The sequence below is a fragment of the Bacillus sp. BS1807G30 genome, from assembly GCF_040047675.1.
Lineage (GTDB): Bacteria > Bacillota > Bacilli > Bacillales > Bacillaceae > Bacillus > Bacillus altitudinis.
The window spans coordinates 2,232,366-2,255,501 of the sequence record NZ_CP157353.1 but is presented as its reverse complement, the minus strand read 5'-3'; the positions used below and the strand labels follow the sequence as shown (position 1 = coordinate 2,255,501).

Below are 23,136 nucleotides of genomic sequence, written 5' to 3'. Positions count from 1 at the left end.
TTTTTGTTATTTCTTTGTTTTCACGCGAGGTAATATCTTAGAAAGAGGAACCGTCCGTTCAATTTTCCATGTTGATTCATCATCAGGTTCGTAGTTTTCTAAGAAACGAATGACTTCTTTTGTAATAGGTGTTGGTGTGGAAGCACCTGCAGTAACGGCAACTGTTTTTACCCCTTGGAGCCATTCAAGCTTTAGCTCACTGAGATCACCAATTCGGTAAGCCTGCGTTCCTGCAATCTCCATTGACACTTGCGCCAGACGATTTGAGTTATTGCTTTTTGGATCGCCGACCACAATGGTCAGATCGGCTTGGCCTGCTTGCTGTGACACAGCTTCCTGACGTACCTGTGTCGCAAGGCAGATTTCTTGATGGTACTCGACGTGAGGATATTTTTCTTTAATGAGCTCCATCAGATCATGAACATCCCACTGAGACATTGTTGTCTGATTGGTGATGAGCAGTTTATCTGACGTTAAATCGAGCGCTTTAATATCAGCTTCTGATTCGACAAGGTGCACTTTGTCAGGTGCAACACCGACGGCTCCTTCTGGCTCAGGGTGACCCTTTTTCCCGATATAAATAATGTCATATCCATCAGCTGTTTTTTCTGAAATGAGTTCATGTGTTTTCGTGACATCTGGACAGGTTGCATCAATGGCGACAAGGCCTTTTTCTTCTGCAATTTGACGGACTTCAGGAGATACGCCGTGAGCGGTGAAAATCACTGTGCCACTTTCAACCTGTTTTAAAATATCTAGACGGTTTGGTCCGTCCAGTGTGTAAATTCCATCTTCTTCGAAGGCATCTGTGACATGTTTGTTGTGCACAATCATACCTAATATATAAATTGGGCGTGGCAAGTTTTTATCAAGTGCGGCATTTTTAGCAATGACCATTGCATCTACAACGCCATAGCAATAGCCACGCGGCGAAATTTTAATTACATTCATTTATTCGTCCTCCTGTAGGGAAGTGCTGCTAGAGAAGAACAATATAAAAAGCCGTGAAAAACGGCTTTTGATCATTCTCTTCCTTCATTATAGCCAAAGTAAGCGCATATATCAAAGATTGTTATACATGGGAAACACTTCGCCTTTAAAAGATCACTAGACATATAGTTTCGGAATGGAACTGCCCGATCTTTTTGTCGGTTTTGCTTCAGGAGCAGCTGATGTGTGTACAGTGGTTTTTTTGACAAGGATGTCCTCTGGTTCTTCTTCTTTTCCTTCTTCTATTTCATCATCAACTGGTTCGTGAGGAACGTCTGTTTCTGCAGTGATTTCTTTTGGTTCTTCGTCTGCATCATTCGTATTTGTTTCATCATCATCCGCACTGCCAAGCTGGCTATAGAGTTTAATCATGGCAGGCAAATTTCTGACTAAAGGACCGTATTGCTGAATCATAGGCGTGAATTGCTGCGCCATTCCGAGTACTTTTTGAACATTTCCTAACATGCTTGAAAGGTTCGCAGGGTTTGCGAAGTTCTGGATTCCTTGTAATCCCGCACCACCTCCAGCTCCAGAGATCCCTGCTCCTCCAGCTCCAGGAAGAAATTTTGCCAGCATGCCCTTAATTCCGGCTCCGCCGCCTAGTGCACGGCTTTCGCCTCCAGGAATGCCACCCATCCCGCGTAGACCGCCGCCTTGTACAGACGGAGAGCGAGGCATCATTTGTTGAAATTGGTTGCCTTGCCCTTGAAAAGGCTGTTCGATCGGAGCCTGCTGTCTCCGCTGAAAAATCCCGGGCTGTCCGCCATTTCCAAGGTGCCGGCGTGAGGGGCGATGCGGCTGAAAATCGCCCATAGGCCTTTGCCCTAACATACTTGTACCTCCCTTACTGCATTCTCTTTCTCTTCATAGGTTATGCAAGGAAGTATCATTTGGTTTCCTGTGAGAAAAGCGGACATGGTTTTTTTGCTGAAAATCAGCTATAATGAGGAGATGAGCAAAAAGGCATTGCCTTAAGGAGTGAAAACATGAAAGAAACGAAATTTACGACATATGAATTAAAGTCTTTTATTATAGATGCTATTCATGAACTGGGCTTTTATGAGCCGACTGATATTCAAAAAAGAATCATACCTGCTGTTTTAAAAGGTGAAAGTGTGATTGGGCAGTCTCAAACAGGAACAGGAAAAACCCATGCGTATTTATTGCCGCTTATTCATTCAATTGATCCAAGCAAAGAGCAAGTACAAGTGGTCATTACTGCACCAACACGAGAATTAGCGAATCAAATTTTTAAAGAAGCACAAACGATCTTAAAAAATACGCCTCCAGAAGAAGAAATCAAGGCAAAGCTTTACATTGGCGGAACAGACAAGCAGAAATCCATTCAAAAGCTAAAGAATCAGCCGCACTTAGTGGTCGGCACTCCTGGACGTATTGCTGATCTTATTCATGAGCAAGCGCTGAATGTGTACAAAGCAACATCTCTTGTCATTGATGAAGCAGACCTTATGCTAGATATGGGCTTTTTAGAAGATGTGGATCGTATTGGCTCACAAATGCCAGAACAGTTGCAAATGCTCGTGTTCTCAGCAACTATTCCAGAAAAATTAAAACCTTTCCTCAAAAAATATATGGATAATCCGAAATATGCACATGTTGAACCGAAACGCATTACGGCTGAAAACATTCAGCATATTTTAGTTCCATCTAAACAACGAGATAAATTAAAATTACTTCATGAAATGGTGACGAATGTACAGCCTTATTTAGGGATCATCTTTGCCAATACAAAATCAACTGTTGATGAAATTGCCTCATTCCTACAGGAAAAAGGAATGAAAATTGGGGTGCTTCATGGCGGTTTAACGCCTCGTGAACGTAAAAAAGTGATGAAACAAATTGAAGATTTGGAGTTCACATATATTGTGGCATCTGATCTTGCTGCCCGCGGGATTGATATTAAGGGCGTCAGCCACGTGATTAACTATGAGCTCCCATCCGATCTTGATTTTTATGTTCACCGTGTGGGAAGAACGGCTCGCGCTGGTTCATCTGGCATTGCAATGACCATTTATGATCTCGCTGATGAGGATGCACTCGTTCAAATTGAAAAAATGGGTGTTGTGTTTGAAAACAAAACAATTGTTCATGGCGAATGGCGAGATGCAGATGATCGTTTGAAGCGTCAAAGACGTAAAAAAGCACCAAATGAAATTGAAGAAAAAGCAAAACGCCTTGTCAGAAAACCGAAAGCCGTCAAACCTGGATATAAAAAGAAAATGACACGTGAGATGGATAAGATCAAAAGACAAGAACGTAGAAAGTCAAAGCGTAACGGAAAGTAGGGGGACACATTGTTGAAGATTGGATCACATGTATCCATGAGCGGAAAACATATGCTTCTTGCAGCGAGTGAGGAAGCTGCCTCTTATGGTTCAAATACTTTTATGATTTATACAGGTGCACCGCAAAATACGCGCCGTAAAAAAATTGAAGATCTCAATATTGAAGCTGGACAAGCGCATATGAAAGAGCATGGTATGACAGATATCGTCGTTCATGCACCGTATATTATCAATATTGGGAACACAGTGAATCCAGCGACATTTGAGCTTGGAGTGGACTTCCTTCGCTCTGAGATAGAGCGTACAGAAGCGCTAGGTGCAAGACAAATTGTTCTTCATCCAGGTGCGCATGTCGGAGCAGGTGCAGATGCTGGAATTCAAAAAATCATTGAAGGTCTCAATGAAGTCATTGTGAAGGGGCAGGAGGTTCAAATTGCGCTGGAAACAATGGCGGGAAAAGGATCAGAGTGCGGAAGAAGCTTTGAAGAGCTTGCCCAAATTATTGACGGTGTGACACATAACGAAGCACTTTCTGTTTGCTTTGATACGTGTCACACGCACGATGCAGGTTATCCCATTGTGAGTGATTTTGATGGAGTATTAGAAGAATTTGATCGAATTGTCGGGATCGACCGAATCAAAGTTCTTCATATTAATGATAGTAAAAATGTACAAGGCGCAAGAAAAGACCGACATGAAAATATCGGTTTTGGAGAAATTGGTTTTGATGCCCTGAGCTATATCGTTCATCATCCACAGCTTCAAGATGTGCCGAAGATTCTAGAAACGCCTTATGTAGGTGAAGATAAAAAGAACAAGAAACCACCTTACAAATTCGAAATTGCGATGCTGAAAGAAAAGCAATTTGATGAAGGTTTACTAGATAAGATTACGGGTCAATAAAAAGTGCATGCAATGTGATGAGGTGCCGCTAAATGCGGCCCTTTTTTGCCTAATTTGTGAATTGATTAAACAGATCATTGACGGTCTGTGCTGTCTGTTTAGACGTAATCGCTTCCACTTGCTTAAGCAGCCGGTTGCGCTCTGCATCATTAAAAATATTGACGTTTTTCCCATTCATGAGTTTGGCGACCTCAGCAGCCTGATTGGATGTTAAACTGACCCCGTACTGTTTCGCATACCTTAACAAGTCATTTGCTGTGATCTGATTCAGACGCTGTAACACAATTTTTTGAATTAAAATCAATTCCATTCCTCCCCTCTGTATCAATGTATGGGCGAAAACGGAAAATGTGCAAAAAATTTTATTTTACTCTGTGAAATGATAAAATAGTAAAGTGAATAAAATGTTCATTGAAAACTAAACATGTGTAGAAGGGAGAACGTATGGCAAATAGTAAACAGCATAAAAAGGAATCAGTGCCTCATTTTATTTTGAGAATTTTTCTGATTCTAGTAGGAGCTGCATGTGCAGCAGTCAGCATTGAATTATTTTTAGTGCCAAACAATATTATTGATGGAGGCATCATCGGTATTTCGCTTATTTTGGATTATCTTTTTACGGATAACCCATTCATTAATTTTGCGACGATTGTTGTCATTTTAAATATTCCATTTATGATATCAGGATACAAACATATTGGGAAAACCTTCTTGATTTCCACTGTGATTGGGATTGTCAGCTTGGCCGTGATTGAATCTTCACTCCATCATGTAGAAGCATTTACGACGCAGCCGATTTTAGCTACTGTATTTGGAGGGCTGTTACTCGGGTTTGGCGTTGGGCTTGTGATACGGAATGGAGGCTCAATGGACGGAACGGAAATTTTAGGAATTCTGCTGACGAAAAAAATTCCTTTCTCCGTCGGTGAGTTTGTCATGATCGTCAATGTGTTCATTTTTATTTGGGCGGGCTTTGTCTTCGGACCGGAGCAAGCTATGTATTCTGTCATGACATATTATTTGGCAATGAAAACAATTGATGCTGTCATTCAAGGACTAGATGAAACAAAAGCTGTCATTATCGTTTCGGATTATTATGATGAAATTTCAGATGCGATTCTTCATCGTCTCGGCAGGGGAACGACCAAGCTTAGAGGAAAAGGCGGTTATACCGATGAAGAAAAAGATGTCATTTACGCCGTCGTGACAAGACTTGAAATTACGAAGCTGAAATCTATTGTGTTTGAAATTGATGGTCAAGCCTTTATTACGATTATGGATACGCATGAAACAAAAGGCGGTAAATTCAAAACAGCCATTCATTAGCTTTTATTTTACTTTTTTATCTTTCTTTTATATAATGAAATGTATGTATGGACAAAGAAAATGGCTTTTGCCATTTTCTTTTTGTTGTATAAATCGTAATCATTCTTTTTATATTGGATTAAAGGTGGAAAGATTTATGGCAAAGCCAATTATTGAAATGAAGGACATTTCGTATTCATATGGACAGCGAAATGTCATCGATCACATTCATTTAACGGTAGAGGAAGGAAACTTTCTAGCACTTGTTGGACCGAATGGATCTGGTAAAACAACCTTATTAAAATGCCTGCTTGGCTTGATTAAACCACAGCAGGGAGAATTGAAGCTCTTTGGCACACCTGCTCAAAAATTTAAAGACTGGGATCAAATTGGATTTGTTTCTCAAAAGGCGAATAGCTTTAATACAGGTTTTCCTGCTTCTGTATACGAGGTCGTGGCAAGTGGTTTAACGGCGAAGATTGGTTTATTCAAACGCATGAGTAAGCAGGATAAGCTTCAAGTAGATGAGGCCATCCGCTCAGTTGGCATACAGGACTTAAAACACCAAAACATTGGTGAGCTTTCAGGCGGGCAGCAGCAGCGTACATTTATTGCCCGTGCACTCGTCAGTCAGCCGAAGCTGCTTATTTTAGATGAGCCGACTGTGGGTGTAGACCAAAGAACAGTAGAAGGCTTTTATCAGCTGTTAGAAACATTGAACAAAGAAAAAGGAATGTCTTTAATTCTCGTTACACATGATGTAGGAACCGTTTCTGACAAAGTCACGCATGTGGCTTGTTTAAATCAGACACTTCATTTTCATGGAGATGCGGAAACGTTTGATTCGATGGATGATCAGGCGCTTTCTCAGTTTTACGGGCATGACATTCAAGTGATTCATCACGATCATCACCATCATGGGGGACATGAATAATGCTATTTCCATTTTTTCATTATGAATTTTTACAAAATGCGTTTATCGCAGGGATGCTGATCGGCTTTATTGCGCCCTTACTTGGTGTATTTATTGTCGTGAGAAGGCTCTCTCTCATCGCAGATGCGCTTAGTCACGTGTCACTTGCTGGGATAGCGGCAAGTTTATTCCTTGATAAAAAATTTGGACTTTTGACAGGGGTTAGCCCGCTTTACTTAGGAATGGCTTTTTCTGTGGCTGGCTCGTTGTTTATTGAACGTCTGCGCTCTGTGTATAAACATTATCAGGAGCTGGCGATTCCCATTATTTTATCAGGTGGTATTGGGATCTCTGTTATTTTCATTTCACTTGCAAATGGTTTTAATACAGATTTGTTCAGCTATTTGTTCGGAAGTGTCAGTGCGGTTTCAAGGCTCGATCTTTGGATCATTGTTGGGATCTCACTTGTCGTTGTATTAGTGGTTGTGCTCTTGTATAAAGAATTGTTTTTGCTTTCTTTTGATGAAGAACATGCGAAGGCTTCTGGTATTTCAGCTAAGTGGATTCATTTTATTTTTATTTTAGTCGTTGCACTTGTCATCGCAGCATCGATGCGTATTGTTGGTACACTCCTAGTGTCCGCACTCATGACACTGCCAGTTGCGTCAAGTATTCGGATTGCCAAAGGGTTTAAACAGGCGATTTTCCTTTCCATCTTATTTGGGGAATTGTCTGTCATGGTCGGCTTGATTTTAAGTTATTATCTCGATTTAGCGCCGGGTGGAACCATTGTGATGCTGTCTATTTTGATTTTAATCGGGTGTATTAGTATTGGGAAATTCAGAAGGGGGAATCATCATGAACGTACAAGAAGCGCTTGATTTATTAAAGGAAAAAGGCTATAAATATACAAGCAAACGTGAAGATATGCTTCAATTGTTTTCTGATTCTGATAAATACTTGACCGCTAAAAATGTATTAACAGCATTAAGTGAAGACTACCCAGGGCTTAGCTTTGATACGATTTATCGAAACCTGTCTTTATATGAAGATCTTGGGATATTAGAGACAACGGAATTATCAGGGGAGAAACTGTTCCGTTTTAAATGTTCGTTTTCCCATCATCATCACCACTTTATTTGTTTGACATGCGGTAAAACAAAGGAAATCGACGCCTGCCCTATGGACAAGCTTGATGCTGATCTAGAGGATTATCACATTAGCGGACATAAATTTGAAATTTACGGAACGTGTCCTTCTTGCGAACCGAAGGAAGTTCATTCATGAAAGAAGCCAGCCGATGGGCTGGCTTTTTGTTTTGTCATGTTGAAAACGTTTTACAAAGGATAGCTGTTTCATTAAAATGAGAACAACAGATCATCTATAGAAGCAGATTTGAGTCTTTAGAAATAGGGGGAGGGGTCAAAAGTGGCGTATTATATCGTATTCGATGTAGGCGGGACAAAAACAAAGCATGGGGTCATGGATCGAAATGGTGAGCTGATCACGAGCGGCGACTACGAAACAAACTGCCGGCAGCTTGAGCCGTTTTTAGAGGACATGGAGAACGTGGTGAAAGAGTATCAAAAGACTTGGGATATCAAAGGGATTGCGATGAGTCTTCCGGGGTTTGTTGACAGTCAAACGGGTTATACGGAATTTGCAGGAGCGATTATTGCTTTAAATGGCCAAAATGTCAAAACGCTATTGGAAGAAAAAACATCACTTCGTGTAGAAGTAGAAAATGATGCGAACTGTGCAGCTCTGGCTGAAAAATTTAGTGGTCATGCGAAAGAGTGTGACAGCTTTATATGTATGACGCTTGGGACTGGTGTCGGCGGCGGTATTTTTGCTGGCGGAGAGCTTGTTCGCGGTGCCTCTTTTCGCGGCGGTGAATTTGGCATGATGCTGACAGAAACAGAAAACGGTCAGTTTACGACACTCAACAGCAGTGCTTCCACAGCTGGATTGATACGAAGCTACAAAGAGCAGCAGGGAATTCCACAAAGTCAGCAAATCGACGGTCAAGAAATCTTTGAAAAAGCCAAGCAAGATCCGGCCATTGAGAAGATGATCGATCAGTGGTACAAGCGAATCGCAATTGGCATTTACAATGTGGCAACAGTTCTCAATCCAGAGAAAATCCTCATTGGCGGGGGCGTGAGTGCAAGGCCCGATTTGATTCCAAACATTGAGAAACATTTACATACTTTGCATGCATGGAAAAACATACAGGTGACACTGGAAACGTGCTACTACTTCAATCAGGCAGGCATGATGGGTGCACTCTACCATTTTTTAATAAAAGAAGGACATTATCGTACAATCCAAAAGCCGATACATTAAACGTATCGGCTTCAGCGTGTAGACAAACCCTCGCATTCTTTGTCAGTCCTGCGTTCCGGTGCTCACGAATGTCAAATTCGCTCCGCTCCAGTACTCGTCCTTCCTAGGGCTGCAAAGGCAAAGGTTTTCTATCACGCTGAAACGAAGACAAAGGGCTAAAATAAAGTTCATTTTAGCCCTTTGTCAACAATCTGAAGCCGATACATTAAAAACGTATCGGCTTTTGATCTGTTTTAGTAAGCAGTTTGCAGACGCTTTTCATACTGTTTGATCCATTGGGATGCTTCTTGCCAGTTATTAACACGGATGATCCGTTCATCAATTGGCATTTGATTATACGGTGAGTTAAACAGAATAACTGGAATGTCAGCTTCTTTTGCAATCATTGTGGCATTGCCATGGTGATCTTCAAAAAACACATCGATCTTATGTTTTTGAACAGCTGCCACCTTATGATGTCCGCCAACAAGCTCGATGTCGTCATAATGGACATGATTCTCCTCAAACCATTTGTAGGTGATGTCTGAGTGATGCTGCCTTCTGGCTGTGATATAAATCAATTGATGATGATGTTTCATTTGATTGAGGATTTCTTTTGCACCCTCGGCAGGCTTTGCCTGTTTATAAATAAGAGGCTCATACTCATTCATCCAGCCCCAAAATTCTTCATTTGAAATCTTTAAAAGCTTCGTCAAATCATATTCCGTCATATCATCTAGTGTGATGTCACATTGAAACGACTTATTTAAGTAGGGGACAAAGGTGTCCTGCGCCGTGACTGTGCCATCGATATCAATTCCTAAACGTAACATGCCCACACTCCTCATATTTATCCTCTTAAAGTGTAACATAATCAATTCACATTTCCAGCAAGTTTTAGCAAACATGAAACAGACATTTTTGCTCATACTAAAAAAGCTCCTTTCTATTAACCAAAAGGGGGAATTGATCATGGAAAGAGACGAAGATTTCAGAAGAAATGATCGTGAAATCGACACACACTTTAGTAATGATGATGGCTATTTAGAGGAAACAGCTGCTGAAATTGCAGAGCCATATCAAGCATCAAGAGATCGTGAAGACAGAAGAGAACGTGACCATGTAGGTGACGATTCAGGCAGTAAGGGGATAGGCTATACAGCACTCGCGATTGCGATTATCTCACTATTTGTCTTGCCGGTGCTATTAGGCGTAGCGGCAATCGTCGTTGGTTATATTGCAAGAAGAAAAGGAGCACATGCGCTTGGCGCATGGTCAATCGGGATCGGAATCGTTTCCGTCATCCTCGGCATCTTTATCACCCCGTTCTTTTAACAGGACAGGAACAGAAAAACGCCTGACAGTGATGTCAGGCGTTCTTTGTTATGCGTTCGCTTGTTTTGCTTTTTCAGCTTCCATTTTCGCATAATGTTCTTCAGCGATTTTATCGATTTCTTTTTTCAGTTCTTCGACCATTGTTTCTTCTGGTACTTTCCGAACAATTTCACCTTTGCGGAATAAGAGGCCTTCACCTCTAGCACCAGCGATGCCGATATCAGCTTCACGCGCTTCACCCGGACCGTTTACAGCACATCCGAGAACAGCTACTTTAATTGGTGCTTTAATTTTAGAAATATATTCTTCGACTTCATTTGCAATGCTAATGAGGTCAATTTCAATTCGTCCACAAGTTGGACAAGAGATGAGTGTTGCTGCATTTGATGCAAGACCAAATGATTTTAATAATTCACGTGCCACTTTGACCTCTTCGACCGGGTCAGCACTTAATGAAATACGGAGTGTGTTACCAATCCCCATATTCAAGATTGCGCCAAGACCAGCTGCACTTTTGACCGTACCTGCAAATAACGTACCTGATTCTGTAATCCCAAGATGAAGAGGATAATCAAAGGCTTTTGCTGCTTTTTCGTATGCCTCAATCGCAAGGTTTACATCAGATGCTTTCATACTGACAATGATGTCATGAAAGTCTAGGTCTTCTAAAATTTTAATGTGATGCAGTGCACTTTCAACCATACCATCTGCTGTTGGATAGCCGTATTTATCAAGAATCTTTTTCTCGAGCGAACCGGCGTTTACCCCAATACGAATTGGAATGCCTTTTTCTTTTGCAGCTTTCACAACAGCTTCGACTTTTTCTCGTCTTCCGATGTTTCCTGGGTTGATACGAATTTTGTCTGCACCTGCTTCAATCGCTTTCAGTGCAAGCTTGTAGTCAAAATGAATGTCGACAACAAGGGGAATGTTGATTTGTTTTTTAATGTCCGCAATCGCATTTGCTGCACGCTCATCTGGGCATGCGACACGCACGATTTGACAGCCAGCTTCTTCTAAACGTTTAATTTCAGCTACTGTCGCTTCGACATCATGTGTTTTGGTTGTCGCCATACTTTGAATGACGACTTCATTGTTTCCACCTATAGTTAAAGGTCCCACTTTGACGGGACGCGTTTTTGTACGATGTGTGACTTCACTCACTTGTCAATCGCTCCTTAGTGTACATGCAATTCGTTTGCAGTGTACGACGTGTTTTACATCTCATATTGTAACAGTCTCTTCGTATGAATGACAAGGAATTAACGTTTTATCTCTTATAGACCGGAAACTTGTATGTGCTGCCTGCCCGAATTTCGTTCGCTTTGACGCCTTTATTCAGTGCTTCAAAGTCTTCGATCACTTCATCTAATGGCTTACTTGTATGTACGATAGAGACGACGGTTTGACCTTGTTTAACAGTGACAGTTTTATATGCCTGTTTATCAGCTGTTTGAAAGGCGCTGGCGGGAACAGAAGGGCCTTCCTGAACGGGGATCGTTCCATTTTTCAAATCAAAAAAGATAATAAAGAGGACAAACAAACTGACTAGTAAAAAAATAATTCGCCGCATTTTACTCACCGCTTTTAAGAGTTTACTTCAGATTATGCATGTCCCTGAGTTGATAGAACAAAAAGAGTGAAAAAGCTAGGAAGGGTGGTTCTAGTGAGTTCTAGTATGACTTGTAATCGGAAAAATCTTTGATAAGCCGAAGCGCTTTCTTTATTATGATAAAATAAAAAAAGGGGGAGAGTATATGAAGAAAATCAGTCAGAATATATATGTAAGAACACTAACAGAAAGTGATGCAGAAGCTCTATTAACACTTGAACGAGAGAATCGCACCTATTTTCAGCAATTTACACCTTTGGTTCAGGATGATTTTTTTACTGTACCTCGTCAAAAGGAACGGATTAACCGCAGTATGCAAAGGCGTGCAAAAGATGAAGCCTACATGCACGGTATTTTCTTAAATGAAACAGATGCATTAATTGGAACGATCTCACTCCATTCTGTTGAAAGAGGACCGATTCAAGGGGCTTTGCTTGGATATGTGCTGGATGAAAGGCAAGGCGGGAAGGGGTATATGACAGAGGCGATTCGTTTGATTATCGATTATGCCTTTTATGAACTGTACCTTCACCGTATTGAGGCTGGCGTAAAACCATCTAACATTGGTTCCATTCGTGTGCTTGAGAAGACAGGGTTTGAAAATGAGGGACTTCATCGTAAAAAAGTAAAGATCAATGATAAGTGGGAGGATCACTATTTGTTTGCGATCATCCATCCAGATGAGTCATAGGGTCAAAACAAAAAAGCTCCCCAAAATGAGGGAGCTTACAGCGTGTAGACAAACCCTCGCATTCTTTGTCAGTCCTGCGCGCTGGTACTCACGAATGACAAATTCGCTCCGTGCCAGTGCTCGTCCTTCCTAGACTGCAAAGGTTTTCTATCACGCTGAAAAGAAGACAAAGGGCTAAAATCAACAACATTTTAGCCCTTTGTCAACAATCTGAAAGCTCCTCAAAATGAGAGAGCTTATTTTTTTGCAGGTATTTCTTTAACGACAAGATATAAGAAAATAAAGTTAATCACCCAATTTAATAAAAATGAGTTCGCAACCGGCGTGTTTAACGCACTCATGATGGCGAAAAAGACGGTTGTTAATGTGAGTGAATAGGCAGAGAGCTTCCAAAGCATTTGAAAGGACATCTCTTTTTGCTGCATTCGTTTAATAAATGTACCAAGCATGGCTAGGAATGTTGCGCTGATGAACATGAGAGCAGCAGTAGATAGGTACAGCAGGACACAAATGACAGGGATAATGATCGCTTGATTCTGGTTTGTGACGCTGGCAAGTTCATCTTTTGTGAGTGTTCCGCCAAGCAGCTGGTATGGAATATCTGTCATTTGTCCGTCAATGGCGATCACTGCTTTTTCTTTCAATAACGCAATGGCTGTTTGTTTTGATTCAAGCTCACTTGATTTTATTTTTTCAGCGGGATCAAAGATAATCGTGATGCCGTTTTCTTCTTTTTCTATCGGCGTGCTTTGATCCGCTTGAAGCGTTCCTTTTTCAATGGAAAAGTCGGGTAAATCTTTTTTTATCACATGCTGAAATCCTGACATCGCATTTGAAATCTCTTTGCTCATATGATAGCCCTGGGGGACAGCTGCGATGATCGAAAGGATAAAGATGAATAAAATGGCCTTTCCAATCCCAGTAAAACGTGCTCTGGCAATATCTTTTGGTGAATAAATTCCTTTTAACAATAAACTAAATACGTTCAACCGATTCACTTCCTACATTCTTTTCTATTTCTCACATTGTATCAATGTCTATCCATCCAGTACAAGTACGGCCTTCATTGCTGGTTAAGATAGAAGGAATGAGGCATAATGTATACAGCATATAAAAAGGAGGCGGCTGCGGATTGGACGTGCTATATTGGGTTTTGATCGGCTGTGCATTTATCATTGCGTTTGTGGGACTTGTCTATCCAATCATTCCTAGTGTGGTTTTCATGGTTCTTGGGTTTATTTTATATGGGCTCTTTTTTAGCTTTGAGAAATTGACGCTCACCTTTTGGCTCATTCAAGCCATGTTTACAGCTGTGTTATTTGCCGCGGATTATGTCTCCAATTTGATTGGGGTGAAACGCTTTGGCGGCAGCCGGGTGGCCATTTGGGGAAGTACCATTGGGCTTTTAGCCGGTCCTTTTGTGATTCCGATTGCTGGAATTATCATTGGTCCATTTATCGGCAGTGTCATCGCAGAGCTGCTCGTTCATCAAAAAGATCTGAAGACAAGTGTGAAAGTTGGGCTTGGCTCATTAATTGGTTTTGTGTCAGGCGTATTTGCAAAAGGGTTGATTCAAGCACTGATGCTGGGAATCTTTTTGTTTTATGTGCTTCGCTAAATGGAAAATCGGTGTTTAACACTCTTTCAGAAGGGTTAAATACAAAATAAACACTGAAATGTTTCAGATCATGAGCAATAACGTTGAAACAAGCCGTTTCTTTTGATACTCTTTGATTAGGGTGAATTGCTTGCTTACTAAGGAAGCATTTCAGTACATACATTTCTAAGGAGGAATTTAACCATGGCTTTTAAACTTCCAGAATTACCATATGCTTACGATGCATTAGAACCACATATCGACAAGGAAACAATGACGATTCACCACACAAAACACCATAACACTTATGTAACAAACTTAAACAAAGCAATTGAAGGTGTATCAGCTCTTGAAGATCAATCAATTGAAGAGCTAGTGGCTAACTTGAACTCTGTGCCTGAAAACATTCGTACAGCTGTACGTAACAATGGCGGAGGACATGCGAACCACTCATTATTCTGGACGCTTCTTTCACCAAACGGTGGCGGCGCACCAACTGGTGAACTTGCAGATGCGATCGAAAAAGAATTAGGCGGATTTGAAAAATTCAAATCTGATTTCGCTGCAGCAGCTGCAGGACGCTTTGGTTCTGGTTGGGCATGGCTTGTTGTGAACAATGGCAAACTTGAAATCACAAGCACACCAAACCAAGATTCTCCTTTAACTGAAGGAAAAACACCAATCCTAGGACTAGACGTTTGGGAGCATGCTTACTACCTAAACTACCAAAACCGTCGTCCTGATTACATTTCAGCATTCTGGAATGTTGTGAACTGGGATGAAGTGGCTCGCCTTTACAGCGAAGCTAAATAAATGATTTGATTTGAAAAGACCTGCTTCTCTCTGAGAGCGGGTCTTTTTATATTTTCCCTCCTTTTTTTACATATCTGCCTTTTGATGAGACAGACTATTGTGTAGAAAAGGAGAATGAATGATATGAGCAGATTAAAGAAAATGTTCGGGGACATGGATGTCACAAGAGATTTATTGCTCCTCCTCACGATTGGCGGATTATACGCACTTGCGATTGCGCTTTCGAATACGTTTGTGAACGTGTATTTATGGAAACAGTCTGGGCGATTTACAGACCTTGCGATTTATAACTTGGCAATTGTTGTCCTTCAGCCCATTACCTTTTTATTTGCTGGACGGCTCGCTAAAAAAATAGATCGTGCATTTGTCCTTCGTTTCGGTGTCATCTTCTTAGCCGCTTTTTACTTAATTGTTCTCATAGCAGGAGAGCAAGCGGCAGCTCGGCTCGTGTTATTAGGCAGTGTGCTTGGAATCGGCTATGGTTTTTACTGGCTTGCCTTTAACGTGCTCACTTTTGAGATTACTGAACCTGAAACAAGGGATTTCTTTAATGGATTTTTAGGAGTGCTTACCTCTACAGCCGGTATGATCGGGCCGCTCATTGCAGGAATTGTGATTTCTCAATTAACGGATGATACAGGCTATACAGTGATTTTCACTTTATCGCTTTTTTTGTTTTCACTAGCGGTTGTGATGAGTTTTTTCCTCAAGAGGAGACAATCAAAAGGAAAATTTATCATTAAGCAAATTTGGAAAGAGCGCCATGCGGACGAGAATTGGCGTAAGATCACAACTGCTCACTTTTTTCAGGGGCTCCGTGAAGGCGTGTTTGTCTTTTTAATCAGTGTCTTTGTGTTTATTGCAACAAACAGTGAGCTTGCTTTAGGCACATTTGGTCTAGTCAATTCAGGTGTTGCCTTTTTTGCCTATTTTTTTGCTACCCGTTTGATTAAGAAAAAATGGCGCAAAAAAGCGATTATGCTTGGCGGGCTTATTTTATACGGCGCTTTATTTTTAATCGTCTTTCACTTGTCCTATGTATCACTGCTTATGTACGCAGTAGCCATTGCGATCGGCTACCCGCTTCTGCTTGTTCCGTATGTCTCTTTAACTTACGATGTCATCGGTCATGCCAGATATGCAAGAAAAGCCCGAATTGAATATATTGTCGTCAGAGAACTATTTTTAAATGCAGGGCGTATTTGTTCGATTGTCTTTTTTCTTTTATCTGTCACCTTACTGGGCGATCGGCTTGGGATTCCTGCTTCACTTGTCGTACTCGGAGCGGGGCACACCCTTATTTATTATTTTGTAAAGGACATTCATTTAAAAGAGAAAACAGCTGATATAGAAGAGGCTGACGGTCAAAAGCCTGTTTCTCAAACGAACCTTATGAAGGGAGAAAGGTAAAATTTCTTACCAATGGAACATCAAATTTCTAGATAAATGATAGAAAAACCGCTAAAATGATGATGGCACCTTTTATACACAAAAAGGGGTGCCATTTCTTTCTTGATAGAAAAGGTGATGTGATGAGAAACAAGAAAAACAAAAAAGACGCGAAGGAAGGGCGCAAAACACTTCCGATCCGGCTGAATTTATTATTTTTAGCTGCGTTCATTATTTTTACCGGTGTTGTGGTCAGACTCGGTTTTGTGCAGATTGTGAATGGAGAAGATTATAAAAAGCAGGCAGAAAAACAAGAAGACGTGAATGTCAGCTCATCTGCTCCGCGCGGAAAAATTTATGATCGAAACTATAACACGATTGTCAGCAATAAAGCGCTAAATGCCATTACATATACGAGAACCTCGACGACTTCACAAGAAGAGCGGCTCAAAGTGGCAACAAAATTAGCGGATATGATTCACGTAAGTACGAAGAAAATCACAGATCGTGATAAAAAAGATTTCTGGATCTTAACCCATCCGAATGAAGCGAAGAAGCTTGTTCAAAAAGAAGCCGATTTAAAGGGTGACGATAAGGTCTCTGATGATAAACTATACGAGCTCCAGCTGAAACGCATCACAGACAAGGAATTAAATCAACTGACGAAAAAAGATTTGCAAGTGCTTGCGATTAAAAGACAAATGGATGCAGGGTATGCACTTACGCCTCAATTCATTAAAAATGAAGATGTAAAACCAAGTGAAATTGCTTACGTCTCTGAGCATTTGGACGAGCTGCCAGGTGTAGATGTCACAACAGACTGGTCACGCAGCTATCCTTATAAAGGACTGCTCCGCAGTATGCTCGGCAGTGTGTCTTCAAGTGATGAAGGTCTTCCGTCGTCTCTGCTTGAACATTATCTATCACTCGGCTACAGCCGAAATGATCGTGTAGGAAAAAGCTATCTTGAATATCAATATGAAGATGTGCTACAAGGTCAAAAAGAAAAAGAACAAAGTACAACGGATAAAGAAGGCAATGTCACAAGCTCTAAAGTGTTAACAGAAGGAAAGAGCGGGAAAGACCTTGTGCTGACGATTGATATTCAGCTGCAAAAAGCGGTGGAAAAAATCATCGAAAAGAACTTGAAAAGTGCGAAGCAAAGAGGCGGCACAGAACTTCTTGATCGTGCGTTTGTTGTCATGATGGACCCGAGAAATGGGGAAGTGCTCTCGATTGCGGGTAAACAGATTACCAATAAGAATGGGACATACAAATTTGATGACTATGCACTAGGAACGATGACATCATCATATGCGATGGGATCAGCAGTAAAAGGGGCAACTGTGCTGACAGGTTATAAAACAGGCGTCCTTCACATTGGAAGCACCCAATACGATGAACCGCTCTATATCGCTCAGTCACCGCCGAAAAAATCCTATCAAAATATGGGACTCATTAATGATTTAACCGCACTAGAACGTTCATCAAACGTGTATATGTTTAAAACAGCGATTGCAATCGGGAAAGGGGAATATCGTAAGAATCAGCCGCTCCCAATTGATACAAAGGCGTTTGATACGTTCCGTTACAATTTTAGTAAATTTGGTCTTGGAGTTGAGACAGGTATTGACCTGCCAAACGAAGCAACTGGCTATCGTGGAACGTCTACACAATCCGGTCTTTTACTTGACTATGCGATTGGACAATATGACACGTTTACACCGCTACAAATGGCGCAATACGTTTCAACGATTGCCAATGGTGGCTATCGTTTACGTCCTCAGCTCGTAAAAGAAGTGAGAGAGCCAGATCCGCAAAGAGGCATTGGGGCTGTAACGGAGTCCGTCAAGCCGGATGTACTGAATAAGCTCGATATGACAAGTGATGAGATCAAACGCGTACAGCAAGGATTCAAGCTTGTGATGCAGAACCCAAGAGGGACAGCATATTCGAACTTTGGCAACAAAAAATACAATCCAGCTGGCAAAACAGGGACCGCTCAATCATTCTATGACGGCCCGATTAAAAGCAAACGAGGCACACCGACGTATAACACAACACTTGTTGCGTATGCGCCTGCTGATAATCCAGAAGTAGCGATTTCAGTTGTCGTGCCTTGGGTGTATCAAGATTACAACCAGCGCTATCCGATTACAAATGATATTGGTGAACAAGTATTAGACAAGTACTTTGAACTGAAATCGAAACAGGAAAGCAACGACACGCAAGCGAAGAACAAAAACAAAATTGAAAATGAAGCAGAAACAAATAACTAGACCTATTCTAGGTAAAAACGCTCACTTTTTGTGGGCGTTTTTTTATATTTTCTTCAAACTTTTCGATATAAATTGACAAAAATCATAAAAAACCCCGCAATTTCTCTACAAATCTTCGACATTTACAAAACCTTAACATTCCATTTAAACGAAATTAATAAAGAACCTTTAATGTATTACTCGTAGGACAAATTATTCAGGGGGTATTCTTGAAATGAAAAAGAACAAATTATGGCTGCTTACTTTCCTTACTATCGCATTGTTAGCATTCGTCACAGCATGCGGAAACAGCAGCTCAAGCGGAGATTCAAAAGACAGTAAAGGAAATGCTTCAAACAAAGATGAGGCATCAGGTTCCATTACCATCTCAGGATCATCTGCGATGCAGCCTTTAGTTCTTGCGGCAGCAGAAAAATTCATGGATAAACATCCAAAAGCCGATATTCAAGTACAAGCCGGCGGTTCAGGAACAGGACTTTCTCAAGTATCAGAAGGATCTGTACAAATTGGTAACTCAGATGTATTCGCAGAAGAGAAAGACGGAATCGACGCAAAAGCTTTAAAAGACCACAAAGTAGCAGTTGTTGGAATGGCTGCAGCTGTTAACCCTGAAGTTGGTGTCAAAGACATCACAAAGGACGAATTGAAAAAAATCTTCACTGGTAAAATCAAAAACTGGAAAGAGCTTGGCGGGAAAGACCAAAAAATCACACTTGTGAACAGACCTGACTCATCAGGAACTCGTGCAACATTTGTGAAATATGCACTTGACGGTGCGACACCTGCAGAAGGAATCACAGAGGATTCTTCAAACACAGTGAAAAAGTTGATTGCAGAAACACCAGGTGCGATTGGGTACCTAGCATTCTCTTATTTAACAGATGACAAAATTACACCGCTTAGCATTGATGGTGTGAAACCAGAAGAAAGCAATGTAGAAAGCGGTAAATATACAATTTGGGCATACGAGCACTCTTATACAAAAGGTGAGCCAGAAGGTTTAGCAAAACAATTTTTAGATTACTTGATGAGTGACGAAGTACAAAAAGAAATCGTTAAAGACCAAGGCTACATCTCAGTCTCTAATATGAAAGTAGAAAGAGACGCAACAGGCAAACAAACAGATAAGTAAAAGGTCTTGAATTGATGATGAAGGAAAAGTGGAGCTTTTCACTTTTCCTTTTATGACATTCATAGGAGTGTAGAAAAAGATGAAACAGATAGAACATACAGAAGCGAGCGATCGACTGATCAGCTCGAAAAAAAATAGGCAAATGGATGAAGTAAGAGGAAGTATTTTGGTGAAATTTTGCGCATTCTTAATGATTGCTGTATCAATTGCCATCACAATCTTCCTTGGCATTAAGGGTTTACAATCTTTCATCGTAAATGGTGTAAGCCCAATTGAGTTCTTAACCAGTATCAATTGGAACCCTACAGCAGAAAATCCGCAATACGGCGCATTTCCATTTATCTTTGGATCAATCGCTGTCACGCTTCTATCAGCACTCATAGCAGCACCGCTAGGCATCGCAGGAGCGATCTTTATGACAGAAATTGCACCTGCATGGGGACGAAAAATTCTCCAGCCAGTGATTGAACTGCTTGTAGGGATTCCATCCGTTGTTTACGGATTCATAGGTCTTACAGTATTGGTGCCGTTTATTGGACACTTCAAGTCAAGCGGTTCAGGGCACAGTGTTTTAGCAGGAACGATTGTCCTGTCTATTATGATTTTGCCGACTGTTACATCCATTGCAACTGATGCAATGGCTTCACTTCCAAAAAGTTTACGTGAGGGATCGTATGCACTAGGCGCAACAAGATGGCAAACGATCAGACGTGTTCTTGTACCGGCAGCGCTGCCGACATTAATGACAGCGGTCGTGCTTGGAATGGCAAGAGCATTTGGAGAAGCCCTTGCCGTTCAGATGGTCATTGGAAACACGCGTAATCTACCAGAAAGTATTATGGACACAGCTGGTACATTAACAACCATTATTACGTTAAACATGGGACATACAACGTATGGAAGTGTTGAAAACAATACACTTTGGTCAATGGGACTTGTCCTTCTAGTTGTATCATTTATGTTCATACTCATTATCAGATACTTGTCATCTAGGAGGAAGATTTAATGAATAGCAAAATGACCGATCGTTTTGCCACAATTGTTTTTGGATTATGTGCCGCCATTATTACGGCGATACTTGTTGGCTTGTTTTCTTATATCATCTTCAACGGTGCCAAAGAATTAAATTTTGACTTTTTGACTACCCGCTCAAGTGCGATTGGCTCTGGCGGCGGTATCAGGGATCAGCTGTTTAACTCGTTTTACATTCTATTTATTACGATGCTGTTTACTGTGCCTCTTGGCGTGGGCGGTGGGGTGTACATGGCAGAATATGCACCTCAAAACAAAGTGACTGATTTTATTCGTACATGTATTGAAGTGTTATCGTCTCTGCCATCGATCGTCATCGGTATGTTTGGTTTGCTGATGTTTGTTAATTTAACAGGATGGGGCTATACGATCATCGGAGGAGCCCTTGCGCTGACTGTCTTTAATCTGCCAGTGATGGTCAGGGTGACAGAAGATGCACTTCGATCTGTACCGAAGGATCAAAAGGAAGCATCGCTTGCGCTCGGTGTGACAAAGTGGCATACAGTGAAGACGGTTCTGATCCCAGGTGCGATTCCATCCATTATTACAGGAGCGATTTTAGCATCGGGAAGAGTTTTCGGTGAGGCGGCTGCTCTTCTTTTCACAGCAGGTCTTTCAACACCGCGTCTTGATTTTACAAACTGGAGTCCTTTCTCCGATACGTCACCACTGAATATTTTTAGACCGGCAGAAACATTAGCCGTTCATATATGGAACGTCAATACACAGGGGATTATTCCAGATGCAGAGGCCATTGCAAATGGTGCATCAGCCGTACTTGTGCTCTCTGTATTAGTATTCAACTTAGCAGCTAGATGGCTTGGTTCATTTATTCATAAGAAGCTTACGTCAAAATAAATAGTGAGAGGTGTGAAGGGGATATGGTTCAAATGCTAGCAGAAAAAAAAGAGATTGCAGCAAAAAAGGCTCCACTTCAAGCGGAACAGATTCTACAGGTGCAGGATTTAAGTATTTATTATGGTGAAAAAAGAGCGGTCAATCAAATTTCATTTGAAATTGAAAAAAATGCAATCACTGCACTAATCGGCCCATCAGGGTGCGGAAAATCGACTTTTTTACGCAGTATTAACCGCATGAACGACCTGATTCCAGGTGCACGAAGTGAAGGGGCGATCATGTACGAAGGGTTAAATATTTTGGATGACCGTATTAATGTGGTGAATTTAAGAAGAGAAATCGGGATGGTCTTCCAAAAGCCAAATCCATTTCCTAAATCTATCTACAACAACATTACGCATGCGCTAAAATATGCGGGTGAAAAAAGAAAATCAGTGCTTGATGATGCGGTAGAAGAAAGCTTAACAAAGGCAGCGCTATGGGATGAGGTCAAAGATCGTTTGCACCGCTCTGCCTTATCATTATCAGGTGGCCAGCAGCAGCGTCTCTGTATTGCACGTACCCTTGCGATGAAACCTAGCGTGCTTTTATTAGATGAACCGGCTTCTGCCTTAGACCCGATCTCAAATGCAAAAATTGAAGAGCTATTATCGGAATTGAAACATGATTATTCGATTGTCATTGTCACACACAATATGCAGCAAGCGTTACGTGTATCTGATCATACAGCCTTTTTCCTGAACGGTGATCTAGTGGAATACGATGCGACTGAACGTATCTTTACACGTCCTGAGCAGCAAAAAACAGAAGACTATATTAATGGTCGATTCGGATAAGGCGGGTGGATTTTGATGAATGCAGTAGCAACTGAAACAGCCAAAAAAGAAGTGTTTCGTGTGAATGATATGAACCTTTGGTACGGTCAGCATCACGCACTGAAGCATATTGATTTAGACATTAAAGAGCATGAGGTCACAGCGATTATCGGTCCGTCCGGCTGCGGAAAGTCAACATTTATAAAGACCTTAAATCTCATGGTCAAAACAGTGCCAGGTGTGAAAATCACCGGGGATATGATGTATAATGGTGACAATATTTTAAAAGGCCGTGTCGATCTAGTGGAACTGCGTAAAAACGTCGGGATGGTCTTTCAAAAAGGAAACCCATTCCCTCAATCTATTTTTGATAATGTCGTCTATGGACCAAGAATTCACGGGGTGAAGAGCAAGCAGCAATTGAAAGAAATCGCTGAAAAAGCGCTTCGTGATGTTGCCCTTTGGGATGAAGTGAAAGATCGATTAAGTGCGCCTGCATTAGGTCTTTCCGGCGGTCAGCAGCAGCGTCTTTGTATCGCAAGAGCCATTGCCACAAGCCCAGATATTCTATTAATGGATGAACCAACATCTGCGCTTGATCCTGTTTCAACATTAAAGATTGAAGAATTAATCATGAAACTGAAAGAGAAATATACGATTGCCATTGTGACGCATAATATGCAGCAAGCGGCAAGGGTATCCGACCGAACAGCGTTCTTCTTGATGGGCGAGCTTGTTGAGGTCAATGATACGAATGTGATGTTCTCAGAGCCAAATGATCAAAGAACAAATGATTATATATCAGGACGATTTGGATAATCAAAAACCCCCTGGAGGTCAA

Annotated in this window: 25 protein-coding genes; 18 read left to right on the top strand and 7 right to left on the bottom strand. The window is 41.3% G+C overall.

Annotated elements, in window-relative coordinates; genetic code table 11:
* Nucleotides 1-6: 6 nt before the first annotated feature.
* Together ABG082_RS11625 and vrrA are read right to left on the bottom strand one after the other, a co-directional pair.
* A complete protein-coding gene (locus tag ABG082_RS11625) occupies nucleotides 7-951 on the bottom strand; it encodes a 4-hydroxy-3-methylbut-2-enyl diphosphate reductase (protein ID WP_348936116.1) in 945 nt (314 codons plus the stop codon).
* 156 nt (nucleotides 952-1,107) lie between these two features.
* Nucleotides 1,108-1,821: a VrrA/YqfQ family protein gene (gene vrrA / locus ABG082_RS11620; protein WP_348936115.1), complete on the bottom strand. Its 714-nt coding sequence runs from the start codon at nucleotides 1,819-1,821 to the stop codon at nucleotides 1,108-1,110.
* A gap of 155 nt (nucleotides 1,822-1,976) precedes the next feature.
* Between vrrA and ABG082_RS11615 the strand changes: the two genes are divergently transcribed.
* Together ABG082_RS11615 and ABG082_RS11610 are read left to right on the top strand one after the other, a co-directional pair.
* Complete coding sequence (locus ABG082_RS11615; RefSeq protein WP_024718822.1) at nucleotides 1,977-3,296, top strand: DEAD/DEAH box helicase; 1,320 nt, start codon at nucleotides 1,977-1,979, stop codon at nucleotides 3,294-3,296.
* Between the two features lie 9 nt (nucleotides 3,297-3,305).
* A complete protein-coding gene (locus ABG082_RS11610; protein ID WP_017358005.1) occupies nucleotides 3,306-4,199 on the top strand; it encodes a deoxyribonuclease IV in 894 nt (297 codons plus the stop codon).
* Nucleotides 4,200-4,248: 49 nt separating this feature from the next.
* Here ABG082_RS11610 and ABG082_RS11605 read toward each other — a convergent pair whose 3' ends face one another.
* Nucleotides 4,249-4,503, bottom strand: coding sequence for a DUF2624 domain-containing protein (locus tag ABG082_RS11605; RefSeq protein ID WP_008342377.1), 255 nt, complete (start codon nucleotides 4,501-4,503; stop codon nucleotides 4,249-4,251).
* Between the two features lie 140 nt (nucleotides 4,504-4,643).
* Here ABG082_RS11605 and ABG082_RS11600 point away from each other — a divergent pair, with 140 nt between their 5' ends.
* The 5 genes from ABG082_RS11600 to ABG082_RS11580 all read left to right on the top strand — a co-directional run bounded on the left by ABG082_RS11600 (nucleotide 4,644) and on the right by ABG082_RS11580 (nucleotide 8,763).
* Nucleotides 4,644-5,525: a YitT family protein gene (locus ABG082_RS11600; protein WP_007501276.1), complete on the top strand. Its 882-nt coding sequence runs from the start codon at nucleotides 4,644-4,646 to the stop codon at nucleotides 5,523-5,525.
* Nucleotides 5,526-5,661: 136 nt separating this feature from the next.
* Entirely contained in the window at nucleotides 5,662-6,438 is a 777-nt protein-coding gene (locus tag ABG082_RS11595) for an ABC transporter ATP-binding protein (protein ID WP_008342368.1), read from the top strand.
* Nucleotides 6,438-7,298, top strand: a complete 861-nt coding sequence (locus tag ABG082_RS11590; RefSeq protein ID WP_348936114.1) for a metal ABC transporter permease — start codon at nucleotides 6,438-6,440, stop codon at nucleotides 7,296-7,298. Before ABG082_RS11595 ends, ABG082_RS11590 begins: the two co-directional genes overlap by 1 nt.
* Nucleotides 7,276-7,704, top strand: coding sequence for a Fur family transcriptional regulator (locus ABG082_RS11585; protein ID WP_003217433.1), 429 nt, complete (start codon nucleotides 7,276-7,278; stop codon nucleotides 7,702-7,704). The genes ABG082_RS11590 and ABG082_RS11585 overlap by 23 nt, the downstream gene beginning before the upstream one ends.
* Before the next feature lie 141 nt (nucleotides 7,705-7,845).
* On the top strand, nucleotides 7,846-8,763 hold the full coding sequence (locus tag ABG082_RS11580; RefSeq protein ID WP_348936113.1) for an ROK family protein: 918 nt from the start codon (nucleotides 7,846-7,848) through the stop codon (nucleotides 8,761-8,763).
* A gap of 233 nt (nucleotides 8,764-8,996) precedes the next feature.
* Here ABG082_RS11580 and ABG082_RS11575 read toward each other — a convergent pair whose 3' ends face one another.
* The gene (locus ABG082_RS11575) at nucleotides 8,997-9,575 is read right to left on the bottom strand and encodes a hypothetical protein (RefSeq protein ID WP_348936112.1); all 579 of its coding nucleotides are present in this window, start codon (nucleotides 9,573-9,575) and stop codon (nucleotides 8,997-8,999) included.
* Nucleotides 9,576-9,714: 139 nt separating this feature from the next.
* Here ABG082_RS11575 and ABG082_RS11570 point away from each other — a divergent pair, with 139 nt between their 5' ends.
* Nucleotides 9,715-10,077 carry a DUF308 domain-containing protein gene (locus ABG082_RS11570; RefSeq protein ID WP_008342359.1) on the top strand — a complete coding sequence of 121 codons (363 nt, stop codon included), beginning with the start codon at nucleotides 9,715-9,717 and terminating at the stop codon, nucleotides 10,075-10,077.
* A gap of 48 nt (nucleotides 10,078-10,125) precedes the next feature.
* On the opposite strand, the gene ispG is transcribed toward ABG082_RS11570, so the two are convergent.
* Both ispG and ABG082_RS11560 read right to left on the bottom strand, forming a co-directional pair.
* Nucleotides 10,126-11,241, bottom strand: coding sequence for a flavodoxin-dependent (E)-4-hydroxy-3-methylbut-2-enyl-diphosphate synthase (gene ispG, locus ABG082_RS11565; protein ID WP_008342357.1), 1,116 nt, complete (start codon nucleotides 11,239-11,241; stop codon nucleotides 10,126-10,128).
* A 106-nt stretch (nucleotides 11,242-11,347) separates the two neighbouring features.
* Nucleotides 11,348-11,650, bottom strand: a complete 303-nt coding sequence (locus ABG082_RS11560) for a hypothetical protein (protein WP_348936111.1) — start codon at nucleotides 11,648-11,650, stop codon at nucleotides 11,348-11,350.
* 184 nt (nucleotides 11,651-11,834) lie between these two features.
* On the opposite strand from ABG082_RS11560, the gene ABG082_RS11555 reads away from it, so the two are divergent.
* Nucleotides 11,835-12,380, top strand: a complete 546-nt coding sequence (locus tag ABG082_RS11555; protein WP_050827411.1) for a GNAT family protein — start codon at nucleotides 11,835-11,837, stop codon at nucleotides 12,378-12,380.
* A 236-nt stretch (nucleotides 12,381-12,616) separates the two neighbouring features.
* On the opposite strand, the gene ABG082_RS11550 is transcribed toward ABG082_RS11555, so the two are convergent.
* The gene (locus tag ABG082_RS11550; protein WP_217815940.1) at nucleotides 12,617-13,369 is read right to left on the bottom strand and encodes a DUF1189 domain-containing protein; all 753 of its coding nucleotides are present in this window, start codon (nucleotides 13,367-13,369) and stop codon (nucleotides 12,617-12,619) included.
* Nucleotides 13,370-13,512: 143 nt separating this feature from the next.
* Here ABG082_RS11550 and ABG082_RS11545 point away from each other — a divergent pair, with 143 nt between their 5' ends.
* The 9 genes from ABG082_RS11545 to pstB (ABG082_RS11505) all read left to right on the top strand — a co-directional run bounded on the left by ABG082_RS11545 (nucleotide 13,513) and on the right by pstB (ABG082_RS11505) (nucleotide 23,114).
* Nucleotides 13,513-13,998 carry a DUF456 domain-containing protein gene (locus tag ABG082_RS11545; RefSeq protein ID WP_348936110.1) on the top strand — a complete coding sequence of 162 codons (486 nt, stop codon included), beginning with the start codon at nucleotides 13,513-13,515 and terminating at the stop codon, nucleotides 13,996-13,998.
* A 183-nt stretch (nucleotides 13,999-14,181) separates the two neighbouring features.
* Nucleotides 14,182-14,790, top strand: coding sequence for a superoxide dismutase SodA (sodA, locus tag ABG082_RS11540; protein WP_007501264.1), 609 nt, complete (start codon nucleotides 14,182-14,184; stop codon nucleotides 14,788-14,790).
* A gap of 123 nt (nucleotides 14,791-14,913) precedes the next feature.
* On the top strand, nucleotides 14,914-16,200 hold the full coding sequence (locus tag ABG082_RS11535) for an MFS transporter (RefSeq protein WP_348936109.1): 1,287 nt from the start codon (nucleotides 14,914-14,916) through the stop codon (nucleotides 16,198-16,200).
* 122 nt (nucleotides 16,201-16,322) lie between these two features.
* Complete coding sequence (locus tag ABG082_RS11530) at nucleotides 16,323-18,458, top strand: penicillin-binding protein 2 (protein ID WP_017358000.1); 2,136 nt, start codon at nucleotides 16,323-16,325, stop codon at nucleotides 18,456-18,458.
* Between the two features lie 214 nt (nucleotides 18,459-18,672).
* On the top strand, nucleotides 18,673-19,590 hold the full coding sequence (locus ABG082_RS11525) for a phosphate ABC transporter substrate-binding protein (protein WP_017367609.1): 918 nt from the start codon (nucleotides 18,673-18,675) through the stop codon (nucleotides 19,588-19,590).
* 79 nt (nucleotides 19,591-19,669) lie between these two features.
* On the top strand, nucleotides 19,670-20,596 hold the full coding sequence (gene pstC / locus ABG082_RS11520) for a phosphate ABC transporter permease subunit PstC (RefSeq protein ID WP_017357999.1): 927 nt from the start codon (nucleotides 19,670-19,672) through the stop codon (nucleotides 20,594-20,596).
* Entirely contained in the window at nucleotides 20,596-21,480 is an 885-nt protein-coding gene (gene pstA, locus ABG082_RS11515; protein ID WP_007501259.1) for a phosphate ABC transporter permease PstA, read from the top strand. Before pstC ends, pstA begins: the two co-directional genes overlap by 1 nt.
* Before the next feature lie 32 nt (nucleotides 21,481-21,512).
* Nucleotides 21,513-22,316: a phosphate ABC transporter ATP-binding protein PstB gene (pstB, locus tag ABG082_RS11510; protein ID WP_197077750.1), complete on the top strand. Its 804-nt coding sequence runs from the start codon at nucleotides 21,513-21,515 to the stop codon at nucleotides 22,314-22,316.
* Between the two features lie 15 nt (nucleotides 22,317-22,331).
* A complete protein-coding gene (gene pstB / locus ABG082_RS11505) occupies nucleotides 22,332-23,114 on the top strand; it encodes a phosphate ABC transporter ATP-binding protein PstB (RefSeq protein ID WP_017367606.1) in 783 nt (260 codons plus the stop codon).
* The last annotated feature ends 22 nt before the right edge of the window (nucleotides 23,115-23,136 follow it).

Bases quoted from the DNA above. Each gene is read 5' to 3' on its own strand.
- ABG082_RS11525 (WP_017367609.1), top strand. From the start codon at position 18,673: ATGAAAAAGAACAAATTATGGCTGCTTACTTTCCTTACTATCGCATTG.
- ABG082_RS11615 (WP_024718822.1), top strand. From the start codon at position 1,977: ATGAAAGAAACGAAATTTACGACATATGAATTAAAGTCTTTTATTATA.
- ABG082_RS11590 (WP_348936114.1), top strand. From the start codon at position 6,438: ATGCTATTTCCATTTTTTCATTATGAATTTTTACAAAATGCGTTTATC.
- ABG082_RS11555 (WP_050827411.1), top strand. From the start codon at position 11,835: ATGAAGAAAATCAGTCAGAATATATATGTAAGAACACTAACAGAAAGT.
- ABG082_RS11600 (WP_007501276.1), top strand. From the start codon at position 4,644: ATGGCAAATAGTAAACAGCATAAAAAGGAATCAGTGCCTCATTTTATT.
- pstB (WP_197077750.1), top strand. From the start codon at position 21,513: ATGCTAGCAGAAAAAAAAGAGATTGCAGCAAAAAAGGCTCCACTTCAA.
- vrrA (WP_348936115.1), bottom strand. From the start codon at position 1,821: ATGTTAGGGCAAAGGCCTATGGGCGATTTTCAGCCGCATCGCCCCTCA.
- ABG082_RS11570 (WP_008342359.1), top strand. From the start codon at position 9,715: ATGGAAAGAGACGAAGATTTCAGAAGAAATGATCGTGAAATCGACACA.
- ABG082_RS11585 (WP_003217433.1), top strand. From the start codon at position 7,276: ATGAACGTACAAGAAGCGCTTGATTTATTAAAGGAAAAAGGCTATAAA.
- ABG082_RS11560 (WP_348936111.1), bottom strand. From the start codon at position 11,650: ATGCGGCGAATTATTTTTTTACTAGTCAGTTTGTTTGTCCTCTTTATT.
- sodA (WP_007501264.1), top strand. From the start codon at position 14,182: ATGGCTTTTAAACTTCCAGAATTACCATATGCTTACGATGCATTAGAA.
- ABG082_RS11625 (WP_348936116.1), bottom strand. From the start codon at position 951: ATGAATGTAATTAAAATTTCGCCGCGTGGCTATTGCTATGGCGTTGTA.
- ABG082_RS11535 (WP_348936109.1), top strand. From the start codon at position 14,914: ATGAGCAGATTAAAGAAAATGTTCGGGGACATGGATGTCACAAGAGAT.
- ABG082_RS11530 (WP_017358000.1), top strand. From the start codon at position 16,323: ATGAGAAACAAGAAAAACAAAAAAGACGCGAAGGAAGGGCGCAAAACA.
- ABG082_RS11595 (WP_008342368.1), top strand. From the start codon at position 5,662: ATGGCAAAGCCAATTATTGAAATGAAGGACATTTCGTATTCATATGGA.
- pstA (WP_007501259.1), top strand. From the start codon at position 20,596: ATGAATAGCAAAATGACCGATCGTTTTGCCACAATTGTTTTTGGATTA.
- pstC (WP_017357999.1), top strand. From the start codon at position 19,670: ATGAAACAGATAGAACATACAGAAGCGAGCGATCGACTGATCAGCTCG.
- ABG082_RS11575 (WP_348936112.1), bottom strand. From the start codon at position 9,575: ATGTTACGTTTAGGAATTGATATCGATGGCACAGTCACGGCGCAGGAC.
- pstB (WP_017367606.1), top strand. From the start codon at position 22,332: ATGAATGCAGTAGCAACTGAAACAGCCAAAAAAGAAGTGTTTCGTGTG.